Origin of the sequence: Allomuricauda sp. R78024 (assembly GCF_044596045.1) — a bacterium.
GTDB lineage: Bacteria > Bacteroidota > Bacteroidia > Flavobacteriales > Flavobacteriaceae > Flagellimonas.
This window is the reverse complement of sequence record NZ_CP138995.1, coordinates 3,421,740-3,438,476: the sequence shown is the minus strand read 5'-3', so window position 1 is coordinate 3,438,476 and position 16,737 is coordinate 3,421,740. Positions and strand designations below refer to the sequence as shown.

Below are 16,737 nucleotides of genomic sequence, written 5' to 3'. Positions count from 1 at the left end.
GAGGTTTGAAGGGTTAGGGATGGAGCATTTTAGAAGTACTACAAATTTTACAAGATTTCATCTCTTGCAGACCAAGGTTAGGATTTAACGACTACTGTATCCGGGACCAAACCAGTATAGTCCCCACCATTTCTAATGACATCTCTTACAATGGACGAACTGATATAGGATTTGCCCGAAGAGGTCAATAAAAATACTGTTTCAATTTCGGAAAGTTTTCTATTGGTATGGGCAATAGCCTTTTCAAATTCAAAATCTCCGGGATTTCTCAACCCTCTCAAGATGAAATCGGCATCTATTTTTTTGCAAAAATCCACCGTTAGGCCTTCATAGGTCACCACTTTTATTTTTGGCTCATCTTTAAAAGCCTCTTCAATGAACTTTGTCCTTTCTTCCAAAGAGAACATGTATTTTTTATCCGCATTTATACCTATTGCAATTACGAGCTCATCAAATAGCGTTATGCCCCTTTTTATGATATCATAATGGCCTAAGGTCAATGGGTCAAAAGAACCTGGAAAGATGGCACGTCTCATGTTTGAAAAGTTTGTTTAAAAATACAGATTTTCTATCGTAATGTTTCTTCTATGGCGCTGCCAAATAGCTCTTCTAATGAAATTCCTGCGGCATTTGCCTGTTGCGGTAAAATACTTTCTTCAGTAAGGCCGGGTGTAGTATTGACTTCTAAAAGATATGGTTCGTCTTCTAGAAAGATGAATTCACTACGCGTATAACCTTTTAACCCAAGGGTTTTATAAATGTATTCCGCCCATCTTATAACACGTTCTTCTTGTATTTTAGAAATTCTTGCAGGTGTTATTTCTTGTGACTTTCCTTGATACTTTGCTTCGTAGTCAAAAAAATCGTTTTCCGAAACTATCTCGGTTATAGGGAGCACCTTGACCTCATTTTTATAGGTAATAACCCCTACAGATACCTCTGTTCCATCTAAGAAAGATTCAATGATAACCTCATTATCCTCCTTAAAAGCATTCGTAATGGCTTCACCTAGATTATCTTTTTCATATACCTTGGTAATACCATAACTACTACCAGCCCTGTTGGCTTTTACAAAACAAGGAAGACCTACCTTGTCCACAATTGCATCTGTATCAATTGTATCCCCTAAATTTAAATAGAAAGATGTGGCACAATGAATACCATATGGTTTAAGTGCACTTAACAAATCCCTTTTGTTAAAGGTAAGCGCAGCCTGATAATGGCCACATGATGTTTGCGGTATGTTCAATAACTCAAAATACGCTTGCAATATGCCATCTTCTCCCGGCGTTCCATGGATAGCATTAAAAACACAATCAAAATAGACGGTTTTATCTTTCAGTTTAACACTGAAATCAGACTTATTTACAGGAAATTCTGTATTGTCATCATCCAGATAAATCCATTTTTCAGTTGTGATGATGATACGGTACGGATTGTAGGCTGTTTTATCCAAATATTGATACACCACGTTACCGCTTTTAATTGAAATTTCATATTCACTGGAGTAACCACCCATAATGATGGCAATGTTTTTTTTCATCAGCTTGTCGAATATCACTATGTCAAAGTAAAGAAAAAACGACTGGCTTTCCTATATTTGTTCAGATAAGGCATATGCATGAAACATTTTTTGAGTTTTTTAAAAAGTAAGATTTTCTTAATCCAAATAGGTTTAGCCTTGGTTGCGGTTGTGCTCTTTTGCTTTTTGGTATTGCAGTGGCTAAAAGGCTCTACAAATCACGGAGAGTTTGTTGAGGTTCCAGATTTCTCAAAAATGTCTGTTTTGGAAATGCGCAAATCCGTAGAAAATGCGGGACTTCGCTATCAGGTTTTGGATTCTTCCAATTACAATCCAGATTATCCTAGATTTTCCATTTTGGACCAAGACCCACCAGCCGGTAATAAAGTAAAGTCCAACCGAAAGATTTACTTTACTGTGAATCCTTCGGGATATAAAAAAGTAACGGTTCCAGATATTATTCAAGTAACTCAACGTAACGCAGCATCTATGTTAAGAGCAGTAGGACTGGACGTGCAACGTGTTACCTACATAGATGAGTTGGGAAGGGACATGGTTTATAGAATGAAGCACAAGGGGAAATACTTGAAACCTGGGGATAAATTGCCCAAAACATCTAAAATAGAGCTGATTTGTGGTAATGGAACAATTACGGGAAGTGCCCGCGTACAGGCAGATTCCCAATAATTATGGACACTTCAGAAAATACCGAGATTTCACAAGATGAGCTTTTTGAACACCATAAGTTTGTAGCTTCAAAAGGGCAGGAGCCTTTAAGGGTGGACAAATTTCTAATGAATTTTATAGAAAATGCTACTCGAAATAAGATTCAACAGGCAGCCAAACAAGGACACATTTGGGTAAATGATACCATAGTAAAACAAAATTATAAAGTAAAAGCTGGGGATGAGGTAAAAGTCTTATTTGAACACCCTCCTTATGAGTTTTTACTTACTCCTGAAGATATTCCGTTGGATATTGTTTATGAAGACGAAACGCTTCTTGTGGTCAATAAACCTGCCGGAATGGTGGTTCACCCTGGTCATGGCAACTATTCAGGAACCTTGATTAATGCCTTGGTTCATCATTTTGATAATTTACCCAAGAACAGTTCTGAACGTCCTGGGTTGGTTCACCGTATAGATAAAGATACTTCGGGTCTTTTAGTAATTGCCAAAACGGAAGCTGCTATGACCCATTTAGCAAAACAGTTTTTTGAGAAAAGCAGTGAGCGTGAATATTTGGCATTGGTTTGGGGCAATTTGCAAGAAGAAGAAGGAACTGTAGAAGGGCATATTGCCAGAAACCCTAAAAATCGTCTGCAAATGATTGTCTTTCCGGATGGAGATCAAGGAAAAGAGGCAGTCACGCATTATAAGGTTGTTGAACGATTGGGTTATATTACTTTGGTTTCATGTAGGCTGGAAACTGGTAGAACACATCAGATTCGTGTTCACATGAAACATATAGGGCACACATTATTTAATGATGAGCGATATGGGGGCAATAAGATTTTAAAAGGCACCACTTTTACCAAGTACAAACAGTTTGTGGAAAATGCTTTTAAAATTTTGCCAAGACAAGCCCTTCATGCAAAAACATTAGGCTTTAAACATCCAAAGACAGGAGAGTTTATGCGATTTAATTCCGAATTGCCTGAAGATATGGTTAGTTGTATCGACAAATGGCGGAATTATACAAAGCATAGTGAATAATAGTTTTCTTCAATTGAAGGATTGAAAACACCTTTTACACTTATAGTGTAAAAAACCATTTTCTCTTTATTTTTACTAAAAATTAGTTTTCTATGAAAATTGTTATTTCGCCGGCCAAGTCGCTAGATTTTGAAACAACGCTACCTACATCAAAATATAGTCAACCTGAGTTTTTGGAGCAATCTAAAAAATTGAACAGTGTATTGGTTAAAAAGAAACCGAAGGCATTGTCAAAACTTATGTCCATATCGGATAATCTGGCAGAGCTTAACTGGCAAAGAAACCAACAATTTTCAACTCCGTTCACTCCACAAAATTCAAGACCTGCCGTATTTTCGTTTAACGGGGATGTTTATCAAGGCTTGGATGCTTATACCATTCCTGAAAATAAGTTGGATGAACTTCAAGATACGCTTCGCATTTTATCAGGACTCTATGGAATTTTAAAGCCTTTGGATTTAATGCAGCCCTACCGTTTGGAAATGGGTACTCAATTAAAAGTGGCCCGTAAAAAGAACCTTTACGAGTTTTGGCAAAAACAATTAACGGAACATTTAAATTCAGAATTAGAAGATGGAGAGCTTTTTATCAACTTAGCTAGTAATGAATATTTTGGAGCGGTAGATGAAAAGAAACTTAAGGTACCTGTAATTACGCCAATTTTTAAAGACTGGAAAAATGACAAATTAATGGTCATTAGTTTTTTTGCCAAAAAAGCACGTGGCTCAATGGTCCGCTATATTTTGGATACTAATGCACAAACGTTGGAGAACCTTAAGGGTTTTGATTATGATAGCTACGTGTTTAGTGCTGAACATACCTTAAAAGAAAATCAACCTGTTTTTATCAGGTAATTTCTATCGGACATCTCTAAGTTTTTTGAAAAGATGTTAGGTTTATGCCTCGTCACGCTTTAAATTGTGATGTAGATAAAATAGGTCGTTAATTTTGACTTTTATCATCATCTTTGATTCTTTAAAAATAATCTAGAAACACATTCCACCGATGAATTCAGTACAACAAACAAAGCGTTTAGAAGAGTTTAAAAAATCGGTAACCAATAAATTCAATATTTATAACAGCCTATTTTTAACATTACCCTATCGGAACATAGAAAATGTAATTATGCTGGTTCCACTTTTGTTCGACCAATGTGAAAAAGGTTTAAAAGAAGGAAAGACTCCCCAGCAAATCCTAGAAATATTTTTCACAAATTTTGTGGATATCAAAGACGAACGGGAGAGATTGGATTTTATGTTCAGGATTATTCAATATGTTGAACGTCAGGTTGTACTGTATGACAGTGTTGAAGATTCTGCCTTTTCCAAACTGCAAAAATATAGCAATTCACTTTCCATTAAAGACTATTTTGAGTTAGTAGATCAAAGCAAGAACTGGGATAAAATAGCCAAGAAATTGTCAACATTTAGTGCAAGAATCGTACTCACGGCACATCCCACTCAATTTTATACCCCAGCGGTTCTGGACATTATCTCAAAAATGCAATCGTTGATCAATGAGGATGAAGTCAATGAGATAGATGTTACCCTGCAACAATTGGGGTTGACCTCTCTGATAAATGCAAAAAAGCCTACACCTTTAGATGAGGCAAAAAACATTATTTACATTTTACGGCACACCTATTATGATGCGATTGGTGAATTGTTTCAGTATGTAAAAAGTAATATTAGAGCTGAAGACTTTTCTAACTACAATATTATGAAATTGGGTTTTTGGCCCGGGGGAGATCGCGACGGCAACCCTTTTGTAACAGCTGAAATCACTAGGCAAGTAGCAGATGAGCTTAGGCTTACACTGATGAAATGCTACTACAATGAGCTAAAAGCATTGCGCAAAAAATTGACATTTAAAGACTTGCAACAGGACTTAACAGAGTTGAATAATAAGTTGTACAGGGCTATGTTTGATGCCAAGTTCGTTATTGGTTATCCAGAAATAATTGAATCGCTGCTCAAAATCCGGGAGAAATTAAACAAGAGTTATCACGGCTTGTATTTGGATGATCTAAACAACCTAATTGATAGAGTTCATATTTTTAAAACACATTTTGCGACTTTGGACATTCGTCAAGATCATAGCAAGCATTATTTAACGGTTGAGACCGTTCTAAAAAAGAATGGAGCCATTAAAGATAATCTTGAAGAATTGAGCAAAGATGAATTGTTGGAATGGCTACTTAAAAGAGATTTAAAACTTGACCCCGCCGATTTTGATGAAGATATTGTAAAAGATACCTTGATTAATATTCAACAATTAAGAAGCATACAGAACAGCAATGGTGAAGACGGATGCAATCGATACATCATTAGTAATTCAGAGGATATTTTTTCTATCCTTTTTGTATTTGGATTGTTTAGATGGTGTGGTTGGGAAGAAAAGGAGATCACCTTTGATATTGTTCCACTTTTTGAAACAATGAAAGGAATGGATGCTTCTGAAGAGGTAATGCAGACCCTTTTTGATATCCCTAGCTATCGCGACCACTTGGAGCGAAGAGGAAACGATCATACCATTATGCTCGGTTTTTCAGACGGAACTAAAGACGGCGGCTATCTAAAGGCAAACTGGTCCATTCTAAAAACAAAAGAAACGTTGAGTAAGGTCTGTAAAAAGAACGGTATAAGAGCCATGTTTTTTGATGGTAGGGGAGGACCGCCAGCAAGAGGAGGTGGTAAAACCCACCGTTTTTATGCTGCACAGACCAAAGATGTGGCAAATCACGAAATACAGCTTACCATTCAGGGCCAGACAATTACTAGTACCTACGGTACCAAAGAGCAGTTTATCCACAATGCAGAACAATTACTTACTGCTGGGTTGAGCAATAACCTTTATGGGAAGGAACATGTGATTTCAGCTAATGAACGAAAGTTGATAGAAGAGTTGTCAGAATTAAGTTTTGCCAAGTACGATGCATTAAAAAAGCACGAAAAATTCATCCCATATTTAGAGAACAGGAGTACGTTGAAGTATTATACCAAAGCTAATATTGGTAGCCGTCCAGGAAAACGGGGCAGCAAAAAACAGTTGGAACTTTCAGATCTACGAGCAATTTCTTTTGTAGGCTCCTGGAGCCAATTAAAGCAAAATGTACCTGGTTATTTTGGTCTAGGTTCTGCCATTGAGGCCTTTAGAGAACAAGGAAGATTGGAAGATGTAAAAAGGTTGTTCAAAGAAGTGCCGTTCTTTAGAGCGTTGATGATGAACAGTATGATGTCGTTGGCCAAGACCAATTTTGAGCTGACCAGTTATATGAAAGAAGACCAGGAGTTTGGAGAATTTTGGAACATACTCCATGATGAGTATCAACTTTCAAAAAAGATGCTTTTACAGATTTCTGGACATAAAATTTTGATGGAAGATGAGGCGGTCTCAAGAGAATCTGTAAAGATTCGTGAAAAGATCGTTCTTCCGTTATTGGTCATTCAGCAAAACGCATTGTATCATATTACCCAGAATTCTGAATACAAAGAATTGTACGAAAAAATAGTTACAAGGTCATTGTACGGAAATATTAACGCTAGCAGAAATTCGGCATAAACACTAATTTATAGAATGATTTCTATTGATTGTAGGCCTTGTTTCAGTTTAATTTTATTCTGATGTAATTCCTAATTGTTTTTTGATTGATTGTTTTTATTTTTAGGCAATGTATTATTATTTAATTATTGCCTTACAAGGATTCTGTATTTATCATTGTTACACCAATAGAAATAGTTATTATTGGATTTTTGCAATAATTTTTCTTCCCCTTATTGGTTCTCTCCTTTATCTTTTTATGAATGTTTTTAGAAAAGGGGATATTGAAAAAGTTCAGGAGAATTTGGTTACAGTAATTAATCCATCCAAGAAAATTAAAGATTTAGAAAAGAAACTCAAATTTTCTGAGACCTTTGAAAATCAGGTTGCACTTGCCGATGCCTATTTAGAAGAAGAAATGTACAGTGATGCCATTAGTCACTATGAATCTTCTTTGAAAGATGTTTTTAAAAATGATTTTTATGTAATTTCTAAGGTAATAGAAGCATACTATTACTCATCAAATTTTAAAGAAGTAATTGAGTATACAAAAAGAATAGAAGGTAATTCTAAGTTCAAAAAATCTAAAGCATCATTTTTATATGGAATGGCATTGGATAAAAAGGATATTCCCGAATTGGCGGAGGAACAGTTGCGAACATTTGACGCTCCCTACTCAAATTTTATGGAGCGTTTAGAACTTGCTCGGTTTTTGATAAGACAGAAAAAGCTTGAGGATGGGAAAATTATTTACAATGAGATGATTTCAGAATCTGAAAATATGTCTAAACAGGGTAATAAAATGAATAGAAATTTAATTAAAAAAGCGAAAGAAGAAGTAGCTGAACTTACCTAATGTTTCAACATATTCATCCCTATAAACCATTTCTTTTTCCAGAGGCCACAAAATTGATTGTAGGCACTTTGCCACCCCCAAGATTTACTACTGGTGAGTTAAAAAAGGACGATGTTGACTTTTGTTATGGTAGCAGAAATGGAATGCTTTGGCCTATTTTGGACCGAATTTTTGATTTAAATCTAAAGTATGAAACTACCGCTGAAGCTGCAGAGCAACGTAAAAAGTTCTTATTAAAAAGAAAAATAGGTGTTTGCGATATTGTGGGTAGTGCAGAGAGGCATAAAATTGATGCATCTGATTTGGGAATGCAAAATGCTAAACTTAGAGATTTGATAATGTATTTGCAGAAATATACAAATGTAAATACGCTGTTATTCACTGGAGGAAACAGCAAGAACGGTCCTGAATATTTTTTTAGAAAACAGTTGAAAGAATATGGAATACAATTAGATGTGGTTTCTGGCGAGGTACCTAGAATACATCAATTTAAACTACCCATGACATCGATCGGAACCGAGAAGTCTAGAATGGTAAAAACCGTATCATTGACTGCACCATCTGGTGCTGCCAATAGGGCAGTTGGAAGTCTACAAGTTTATAAAGATTTAAAAACTAAAGATCCCAAATTCAATACGTTGGATTTCAGGGTGATGCAATACAAAGAGTTTTTTTAAATATACCTTAGTTAAGGTCAAAATTGGAAAGTAACTCTGAAAAAGGAAAGGTTTTGATTTGTTTGACTTTCGTCTGTTCAATTTGCTTTATGATTTTGGCAACAGCAATATCGAATCTTTTTTTAGGCATTGGTTTCATCAAAAAATCGTTGATTCCATATTCAAAAGCCTTTTCTGCAAAATTTGCCCAAGTTGAATTCATGATAATTGCGGAGTTTATTTCAATACTATCTAATAACTCAAACGCATCAACATTCTCCATTAGCACATCAAGAAAGACGATATCCACTTTATGATCATAAATGGCTTTGATTCCATTATACGGATTCTCATAAGAAGCTATTAATTCTAGATTTGGATGATTCTTGACCAAAACAGATGTGGCTAAACGTTGAATTGAGGAGTCATCTATGACAAGTGCACTATATTTCATAATAAGTAGGTAAATAAGTTAGACCAAAGTTAGTTTTACCTACAAGATTGTAAAGAGAAATAGAGGTATATAGCTTTTCTATTAGGATGAAATCATGGTTTTAATGATTTTTACATAAACTTGGATTTTGTACATCGAAGTTAATTGCCGTTTGTGGATAAGAACAAATTTATACTCGTTAGAACTGAGTGAGTTGATAGAACTAACTCTTCTATAAATTAAACCTTAGGCCTATTGAAAAATCAAATCTTCCTAATCCACCTCCTTCGTTTCTGGCAATATCAAAAGATTCTTGTGCAGTACCGTTTTCTGCTTCTAATTCACTTAATTGACCAAAAATTGTTGATAATTGGAAACCTAACGATAAGTTGTCAGCTATGCCTATATCATATCCAATATCCGAAGCAAAACCTATTGTATTCCCTTTCAATTTTATAGCATTTTCATATATCGCGTCATTTGAATATGTCATGTAACCCATAGATGCATTAAATAGAAAAGCATTGAGCTTTGTTTTATTGTAAAATCTTCCAGAAAATAAAGCTCCAATGAAAGATATACTTATATCATCTTTCAATTGTCTTATAACTGGCCCATTATTTATAGCCTCAAAAAATACAACATTTGTAATATCTGTAGAGGTTCCGAATTGTTGGTATTTAACTCCTACACCAAAAGACTCGGCAAAATAATAAGTAAAGTCACTACCAAAATGATATCCTGGTCTCAACTCTTTTAAATATTCTCTTAATTCTTGAGATCCTCCGTCATTTATTTTTCCTGCTTGATAACTATAACCCCCATGAAGCGAGATTCTAATTTTGGAATATTCAACATGTCCTGGTATTTCCTTTTTAGGAATAAGATTCTCTTCGCTAAAGTCATATTGATAGGAGGTTATTTCTGTAAGGGGAATTAAAGTACTTTGATATTGGTCCTTGCTTTTAAAAACAAAATATATATTATCTTTTTTGAGCTTAGTAATTTTACAATGGATGGAATCATTGGATTTAGTAACAATTAAATCTTGGGATTTGGCGGTTTGAGCAAAAATAAGAAGCAGAACAAGTATGAGATAGGTTCTATTCATTGATGTTATTTTAAATTTTTAAAATGGTCGCATCAAGTCTATGGCATGTGCTCCATAGATCTGGTTTTTTATGTCTGGTAATTTTAATAGTATTACCACCTACTTTGCGCGCTTCAAGTTTGGCTTTGTCCAAAGCAATTTCATAATTACATTTTGTGCTGAATCCGGTATCTCTGACTTTAACAACTCCAAGCACCTCTGCATTAGCTGGTTGCTGTTCATTTAACCCAAGTACAACAACTTTTTCATCATATTTTAACGATTGATAATCTTTAGTGATTAAGGATGAAATTTTAGGGCTGCAAGAGGAGAGCAAAAATGCAGAAATGATGTATATATGATGAAGTTTTTTCATTAATAAGTTTCAAAAAAGAGTTCTTAAACAACTAAAATAGACATTGCTAACAAGAACAAAAAATGATTTTGATCATTAAATTTTCTATTGCACAGGAGTACTCAAAATTCCATAAAATGCTCTAATTCCATACGCCAACTGCCCAATTTTTAAATTCTCATTGGGGCTATGCTGATTATTGTCCGCATTTACCATTGGGACAATAAATGCAGGAATCTTCAATTCGTTGATAAAAGGCGCTATCGGAACTGTCCCTCCCATGATACGAATTCGAACCACATCTTTTTCAAAAGAGGTTCTTAGGGTTTCAACTAAAAATTTTCCGTAGGAATTGTCCAAGTTGGTGCGGAAAGCATCGGTAACACTACCTTCAGTTACCGTAATGATTTTATCATGAGCCATACGTTCTTCTTTAGATGGAATATGGTTCAAAACATGAAATCCTTGTTTGGTAATATGGTCCTTCACCAGTTTCTTTAATCGGGTTCCATCACTTTCAGGAACCAAACGCAAATCAAGTTCAGCCGTTGCACTTTCTGGCACTATGGTTCGCGCTTTTTTTCCTACCCAACCAGAACCCAATCCTCGAATGTTTAAAGAAGGGTACTGCAAAGCTTCTTGGTAGAACCCACCTACCTTTTCGGCAGATTTAAATTGAAGTTTTTCCGAAATTGCTGCATCACTGTCAGGTACACTTTTTAAAACTTCCTGAACAGTATCGTCCAAGGAAATGCCATCATAATATCCAGGAATAGTCACACGACCCTCTTTGTCTTTCATGCTCGCCAATAATTGGGCAAGTTGAAACCCAGGATTTGGAGCATAGTTTCCATAATGTCCGCTGTGCTGCGGAGTTATTGGACCATATGAGGTAAGAGTCAAAGAAGTAATGCCGCGACAGCCATATACTACTGTTGGATCTCCTGAAGGATGGACAGGGCCATCGTTGATGACCAAAAAATCAGCCTCAAGCAATTCTCTATATTGTTTTACAGCCTTTGGTAATGGTTTGCTGCTTTTTTCTTCTTCACCATCCAAAATCACTTTAATATTGAAGGGAATCTCCTTGTTATCTTTTTTAAGCAGGTCAATCGCATTCAAAAACATGACTATAGGTCCTTTATCATCTGAGGTTGAACGACCAAATAGTCTCCAATCGTAGTTGATGTCCTTCTCCAAAGCATCAAAAGAAATGGTTTCAAAACCATCCTCAACCGGCTTTTTCAAAACAGCTTCATATGGATTCGGCTGATCCCATTTTGAGGGGTCTACAGACTGACCATCCAAATGCATGTATATAAGCATTGTTGGTTTGGAATCTTCCATAGGCAAAGCAGCAAAAAAAAGAGGTAGGTTCTCAGTTTCCAATACCGTAGTATTAAACCCCCGTTCGCCAAACTTTTTCTTTAACCAAAAAATATTATCATCGATATCATCCGCGTTAAGTGCATCATTTGGAATGGCAACAAAATCTTTAAGTTCGTTTATTGCATCCTTCACTTCAGATTTTACAGCGATTGAATCTTGAGAGAAAGCTGAAAAACAAGTGGTTATGGTAAATAGAAATACAAATCTTTTGATTGAAAACATGGAATTGAATTTGAGTTCAATTTAGCGAATTCCCCTTACAAACTTATCAATTTTTTCAACTCCATTTTGAGTCAAATGTTTTATAAATGCCGAACCAATAATAGCCCCTTTTGTTTTTTTGGTAGCTTGATTGAAAGTATCTGAATTACTGATACCAAAGCCAACAATTTGAGGATTCTTAAGATTCATACCATTGATTTTTTCAAAGTAGGTTTCGGTTTTTTCCCCAAAACCTGTTTTTGCCCCAGTCGTACTAGCAGAACTTACCATATAAATAAAACCGTCAGAAGCTTCATCAATTTCACGAATACGTTCCTCACTAGTCTGTGGGGTTATTAAAAAGACATTGATTAGGCCATATTTTTTGAAAATGGTTTCGTACTCTTCCTGATACACATCCAAAGGCAAATCTGGCAGAATAATGCCATCAATACCAATTTCTTGGCATTTTTCACAAAAGGCCTCCACCCCGTATTGAAACACTGGATTAAAATATCCCATCATGATTAACGGAATGGAAACGGTCTTTCTAATTTTCTTTAACTGGTCAAACAGCAATTCAGTATTCATACCGTTGCGCAGCGCAGCTGTGGAACTCTCCTGGATTGTGGGACCATCTGCCAATGGGTCACTAAAAGGCAAACCTATTTCAATCATGTCAACACCATTCTGTTCAAGGTGTTGGATTATTTCAGCTGTATCATTTAAACTAGGGTAACCCGCCGTGAAATATATGGAGAGAAGTTTTTTGTCTTCTTTTAATTTTTGATTGATTCTGTTCATAATTTAAAATAATCAATATAATTCTGTAAATCTTTATCACCACGCCCTGAAAGGTTGATGACTACGATATCATCTTTTTTAAATTTTTTGTATTCAAAAATGGCAAAGGCATGGGAAGTCTCTATAGCTGGAATAATTCCTTCCAGTTGTGAAACTTCCAAACCTGCGGTCATGGCTTCATCATCTGTGATAGAAATAAATTCCCCTCTACCTGATTTAAACAAATGTGCATGCATTGGCCCCACACCAGGATAATCCAATCCTGCTGAAATAGAATAGGGTTCGGTAATTTGACCATCATTGGTTTGCATCAAAAGGGTTTTGCTGCCATGAATGATCCCTACTTTACCCAATGCTGAGGTTGCCGCACTTTCTCCAGAATCAATACCTTTTCCTGCTGCTTCCACCGCAATGATTCCAACTTCAGGAGTATCTAGATAATGATAGTACGCTCCTGCAGCATTACTACCTCCACCAACACAGGCAATCACATAATTAGGATTTTCAACGCCTTCTTTTTCCAATAACTGTGCCTTGATTTCTTCGGAAATCACGGATTGAAATCTCGCGACCATATCTGGGTAAGGATGTGGGCCTACCACGGAACCTATAATATAATGGGTGTCAACCGGATTATTGATCCAATCTCTTATGGCTTCATTCGTGGCATCTTTTAAAGTTCTACTGCCAGATAAAGCGGGTCGTACTTCTGCACCCAGCATTTTCATTCGGGCTACATTTGGCGCTTGGCGTGCAATATCAATTTCACCCATGTATACCACACATTCAATACCCATTAATGCGCAAACCGTAGCTGTAGCTACCCCATGTTGTCCTGCACCTGTTTCAGCAATGATTCTATTTTTGCCAAGTTTTTTTGCCATTAAAATCTGACCTATGGTATTGTTTACTTTATGTGCACCAGTATGACATAAATCTTCCCGCTTCAAGTAGATTTTGGTCTGATATTTTTTCGATAGTCTTTCTGCAAAATACAGTGGGGTAGGGCGCCCAACATAATCTTTGAGTAATTGATCAAACTCTTCTTTAAAAGAAGGTTCTTCCATAATGCGAATGTAATTTTGGCGAAGTTCCTCCGTATTGGGATAGAGCATCTCTGGGATGAAAGCTCCTCCAAACTCTCCGTAATATCCTTTTTCGTTAGCGTGGTAACTCATATTTGGTTAACAGTTTAAAGTTGATGCTAGTCAAATAGCAATTTTTTAAATTTCTCTAGTTGTTCCATATTTTTTAGGCCTGGTTTTATTTCAAACCTACTGTTGACGTCAATAGCGTAGCATTGTTTTGAGGCTGGACTTTCTAAAAAAGCTAGTAAGCTGTCTATTTCATTTAATCCAATGCCTCCACTTAAAAAATAAGGTTTGGTTGATGGATATTTTTTAAGGATGTTCCAATCAAATGCATAACCGTTACCGCCAGGCAATTTTCCTTTGGTATCGAACATAAAATAATCACAAGATTCTTCATAAGCCTTAAGGCATGAAAAGTCAAAATCATCTTTTATGGAAAATACTTTGATGATTTCCAGTTTATCTTGTCTATGTTTCGACAAGCTCTGCATGACATCTTTACAGAATTTAGGAGTTTCTGTTCCATGTAATTGCACCGCATTCAGTTCATGCTTTTCAACTTTTTGAAGTACTTCTTCAATAGAGGCATCTACAAAAACTCCAACTTTTTTAATGGATTTTGGTATGTCTAACATGTCAACATCAAAATAGCGTGTGGAAGGTTCCCAAAAGATAAAACCCAAATAGTCTGGTTGCAGTTGAGCAACTTCTTCTGGATTGTATTTCATTCCGCAGACTTTTAGTTTCATGATTCCATGGCTTTTATAAATTCAGTGGCACTCTTACCGGGATTATCGGTTTTCATGAAATTCTCCCCAATCAGAAAACCTTGATATCCATATTGCTTTAAATCTTTAATGGCATCAATAGAACTTATTCCACTTTCCGAAACTTTTACAAATTCATCTGGAATCAGTTTTGATAAACTCTTGCTGGTTTCCAAGCTTACCTCAAATGTTTTTAGGTTCCGGTTGTTTACCCCCAACATATCCAAACTAGGCATAATAGATTTATACAATTCTTCTTCGTTATGCACTTCTAAAAGCACATCTAATCCTAAATTTTTAGCTGTTTCTGATAAAGTTTTAATTTCTTTTTTTGATAAAATGGTAGCTATTAATAGAATTACATCGGCTCCATTTGCTCTTGCTTCCAAAATTTGATATTCATCAATGATGAATTCCTTTCGTAACAATGGCATTTTTGCAACAGCTCTAGCCAGTAACAAATCATCCAATGAACCTCCAAAGTATTTGCCATCGGTTAAAACGGACATACCACAAACTCCAGCTTCTTCATAACCTACAGCAACATCCTGGACATTTAAATTTTGATTGATAACTGATTTTGAAGGCGAGCGCCGCTTATGCTCTGCAATAATTCCAGAACTACTATTTCTAAGTGCAGCAGCCAAAGAAACAGTGTTTCGATTGCTAAGAATGGATTGCTCCAATTGCGAAACAGGAATCAGCGACTTTTTTAAATCAACCTCTTTGCGTTTATCTGCTACTATTTTGTCTAGAATATTCATTATGCACTTAACTCTTGTAATTTTTTTAATGCCCCCAGGCCTCTTTTGCTTAAGAGCGATTCCTTTGCTTTTTCAAAACCTTGTTTTGGAGTTATACCTTCAACTGTTGAAATGGCAATCCCCGCATTAGCGCAAACCACATTGTTTTGAGCTTCAGTACCTCTACCATTTAAAATGTCCAGAAATATTTGCGCTGATTGTGCTACATCATCTCCTCCTGTAATTTGTTCTTGTAAAATGCTTTTCACACCAAAGTCAGTAGGGGTAAGTATTCCTTCAGAATCATTGGAAATAGTTTTTGTTGCCCCGGTCAAAGAAATTTCATCATATCCATCTAATGCATGCAGGACGGTAAAATTTTTATCTGTGTTTTGATAAAGATATCCATACATTCTAGCCAGTTCCAAGTTGAATACACCCACCATCTGGTTTTTTGGAAAAGCAGGATTTACCATAGGCCCTAACATGTTAAAAAAGGTCTTTACCGCAAGCTCTTTTCGGATAGGTGCCACATTTTTCATGGCAGGATGAAAAAGCGGCGCATGCAAAACGCAAATGCCAGCTTCATCAATGGATTTTTTAAGAAAATCTGCTTCATTACTGAATTTGATGCCCAAAAATTCCATGACATTACTGCTACCGCATTTAGAAGAAACTCCATAGTTTCCGTGTTTGGTCACTTTTATTCCTGCCCCAGCAGTAACAAATGATGCCAATGTAGAAATGTTGAAAGTGTCTTTCCCATCACCTCCCGTGCCACATAGGTCAATGGGGTTGTAATGGGATAGGTCTACGGACAGACAAAGTTCTAAAAGGGCATCCCGGAAACCCTCTAACTCTTCTATAGTGATGCTACGCATCATATAAACTGTAAGAAATGCTGCTATTTGCGATGTATTGTAATCACCTTTAGCAATATTTGCCAAAATTTGCTTGGCTTCTTCCTTTGCCAAGATTTCGTGGTTGATGAGTCTATTGAGTGTCTCTTTCATTTTCTAACCAATTTTTTAGCATTTGTTTTCCTTCTGGTGTCAAAACGGATTCTGGATGAAACTGGACTGCAGTAACATCGTATGTTTTATGTTTTAGGGACATTACCTGCCCATTTTCATCTACTGATGTAGCTTCTAAACTTTCTGGCAAGTCTGGATGGACCACCCAAGAATGATAGCGGCCTACTTCAATTGTATTTGGCATACCTTCAAAAATGACATCTTCTTTGGTAACTGTAATAGTGGTTGCAATTCCGTGATAGACTTGTTCCAAGTTAACCAACGTGCCTCCAAAAACCTCCCCAATAGCCTGTTGCCCCAAGCACACACCAAGGATCCGTTTGGTAGGTGCGTACGTTTTAATGATTTCTTTGAGCAAACCTGCTTCATCTGGAATTCCTGGTCCAGGAGACAGTACAATTTCATCAAAAGCTTCAACATCTTCCAAGGTCAATTGGTCATTACGTTTTACCGTAACATCGCAATCTAAATCTTCCAGATAGTGCACTAAATTATAAGTGAAACTATCGTAATTATCAATCATTAAAATCTTTCTTCCCAT

At 36.2% G+C, this 16,737-nt stretch carries 18 protein-coding genes; 6 read left to right on the top strand and 12 right to left on the bottom strand.

Annotated features, from left to right (window positions below):
• Nucleotides 1-77 precede the first annotated feature (77 nt).
• Both coaD and SJY44_RS15520 read right to left on the bottom strand, forming a co-directional pair.
• On the bottom strand, nt 78-536 hold the full coding sequence (gene coaD, locus SJY44_RS15525) for a pantetheine-phosphate adenylyltransferase (protein WP_298931253.1): 459 nt from the start codon (nt 534-536) through the stop codon (nt 78-80).
• 32 nt (nt 537-568) lie between these two features.
• Nucleotides 569-1,543, bottom strand: coding sequence for a D-alanine--D-alanine ligase (locus tag SJY44_RS15520; protein ID WP_298931256.1), 975 nt, complete (start codon nt 1,541-1,543; stop codon nt 569-571).
• 78 nt (nt 1,544-1,621) lie between these two features.
• On the opposite strand from SJY44_RS15520, the gene SJY44_RS15515 reads away from it, so the two are divergent.
• From SJY44_RS15515 to SJY44_RS15490, 6 genes are all read left to right on the top strand, one after another.
• Complete coding sequence (locus SJY44_RS15515) at nt 1,622-2,209, top strand: PASTA domain-containing protein (RefSeq protein WP_298931259.1); 588 nt, start codon at nt 1,622-1,624, stop codon at nt 2,207-2,209.
• A 2-nt stretch (nt 2,210-2,211) separates the two neighbouring features.
• Nucleotides 2,212-3,237, top strand: a complete 1,026-nt coding sequence (locus SJY44_RS15510) for an RluA family pseudouridine synthase (protein ID WP_298931262.1) — start codon at nt 2,212-2,214, stop codon at nt 3,235-3,237.
• 92 nt (nt 3,238-3,329) lie between these two features.
• Nucleotides 3,330-4,091 carry a peroxide stress protein YaaA gene (yaaA, locus tag SJY44_RS15505; RefSeq protein ID WP_396590409.1) on the top strand — a complete coding sequence of 254 codons (762 nt, stop codon included), beginning with the start codon at nt 3,330-3,332 and terminating at the stop codon, nt 4,089-4,091.
• Between the two features lie 151 nt (nt 4,092-4,242).
• On the top strand, nt 4,243-6,798 hold the full coding sequence (locus tag SJY44_RS15500; RefSeq protein ID WP_396590408.1) for a phosphoenolpyruvate carboxylase: 2,556 nt from the start codon (nt 4,243-4,245) through the stop codon (nt 6,796-6,798).
• A gap of 238 nt (nt 6,799-7,036) precedes the next feature.
• Nucleotides 7,037-7,633 (top strand): hypothetical protein, encoded by a 597-nt coding sequence (locus SJY44_RS15495; protein WP_396590407.1) that lies wholly within the window; start codon nt 7,037-7,039, stop codon nt 7,631-7,633.
• Nucleotides 7,633-8,310 (top strand): uracil-DNA glycosylase family protein, encoded by a 678-nt coding sequence (locus SJY44_RS15490; protein ID WP_396590406.1) that lies wholly within the window; start codon nt 7,633-7,635, stop codon nt 8,308-8,310. Before SJY44_RS15495 ends, SJY44_RS15490 begins: the two co-directional genes overlap by 1 nt.
• A 7-nt stretch (nt 8,311-8,317) precedes the next feature.
• On the opposite strand, the gene SJY44_RS15485 is transcribed toward SJY44_RS15490, so the two are convergent.
• The 10 genes from SJY44_RS15485 to SJY44_RS15440 form a co-directional block, all read right to left on the bottom strand.
• The gene (locus SJY44_RS15485; protein WP_396590405.1) at nt 8,318-8,743 is read right to left on the bottom strand and encodes a LytR/AlgR family response regulator transcription factor; all 426 of its coding nucleotides are present in this window, start codon (nt 8,741-8,743) and stop codon (nt 8,318-8,320) included.
• A gap of 211 nt (nt 8,744-8,954) precedes the next feature.
• Complete coding sequence (locus tag SJY44_RS15480) at nt 8,955-9,833, bottom strand: hypothetical protein (RefSeq protein ID WP_396590404.1); 879 nt, start codon at nt 9,831-9,833, stop codon at nt 8,955-8,957.
• A 10-nt stretch (nt 9,834-9,843) separates the two neighbouring features.
• Nucleotides 9,844-10,188, bottom strand: a complete 345-nt coding sequence (locus tag SJY44_RS15475) for a hypothetical protein (protein WP_298931283.1) — start codon at nt 10,186-10,188, stop codon at nt 9,844-9,846.
• A gap of 84 nt (nt 10,189-10,272) precedes the next feature.
• Entirely contained in the window at nt 10,273-11,778 is a 1,506-nt protein-coding gene (locus SJY44_RS15470) for a M20/M25/M40 family metallo-hydrolase (protein ID WP_396590403.1), read from the bottom strand.
• Nucleotides 11,779-11,799: 21 nt separating this feature from the next.
• Nucleotides 11,800-12,561 (bottom strand): tryptophan synthase subunit alpha, encoded by a 762-nt coding sequence (gene trpA, locus SJY44_RS15465; RefSeq protein ID WP_396590402.1) that lies wholly within the window; start codon nt 12,559-12,561, stop codon nt 11,800-11,802.
• Nucleotides 12,558-13,739, bottom strand: coding sequence for a tryptophan synthase subunit beta (trpB, locus tag SJY44_RS15460; RefSeq protein ID WP_396590401.1), 1,182 nt, complete (start codon nt 13,737-13,739; stop codon nt 12,558-12,560). Before trpB ends, trpA begins: the two co-directional genes overlap by 4 nt.
• 26 nt (nt 13,740-13,765) lie before the next feature.
• The gene (locus SJY44_RS15455; RefSeq protein ID WP_396590400.1) at nt 13,766-14,401 is read right to left on the bottom strand and encodes a phosphoribosylanthranilate isomerase; all 636 of its coding nucleotides are present in this window, start codon (nt 14,399-14,401) and stop codon (nt 13,766-13,768) included.
• The gene (trpC, locus tag SJY44_RS15450) at nt 14,398-15,183 is read right to left on the bottom strand and encodes an indole-3-glycerol phosphate synthase TrpC (RefSeq protein WP_298931297.1); all 786 of its coding nucleotides are present in this window, start codon (nt 15,181-15,183) and stop codon (nt 14,398-14,400) included. Before trpC ends, SJY44_RS15455 begins: the two co-directional genes overlap by 4 nt.
• Nucleotides 15,183-16,175, bottom strand: a complete 993-nt coding sequence (gene trpD / locus SJY44_RS15445; protein WP_298931300.1) for an anthranilate phosphoribosyltransferase — start codon at nt 16,173-16,175, stop codon at nt 15,183-15,185. Before trpD ends, trpC begins: the two co-directional genes overlap by 1 nt.
• Nucleotides 16,156-16,737 (bottom strand): aminodeoxychorismate/anthranilate synthase component II, encoded by a 582-nt coding sequence (locus SJY44_RS15440; protein WP_298931303.1) that lies wholly within the window; start codon nt 16,735-16,737, stop codon nt 16,156-16,158. The genes trpD and SJY44_RS15440 overlap by 20 nt, the downstream gene beginning before the upstream one ends.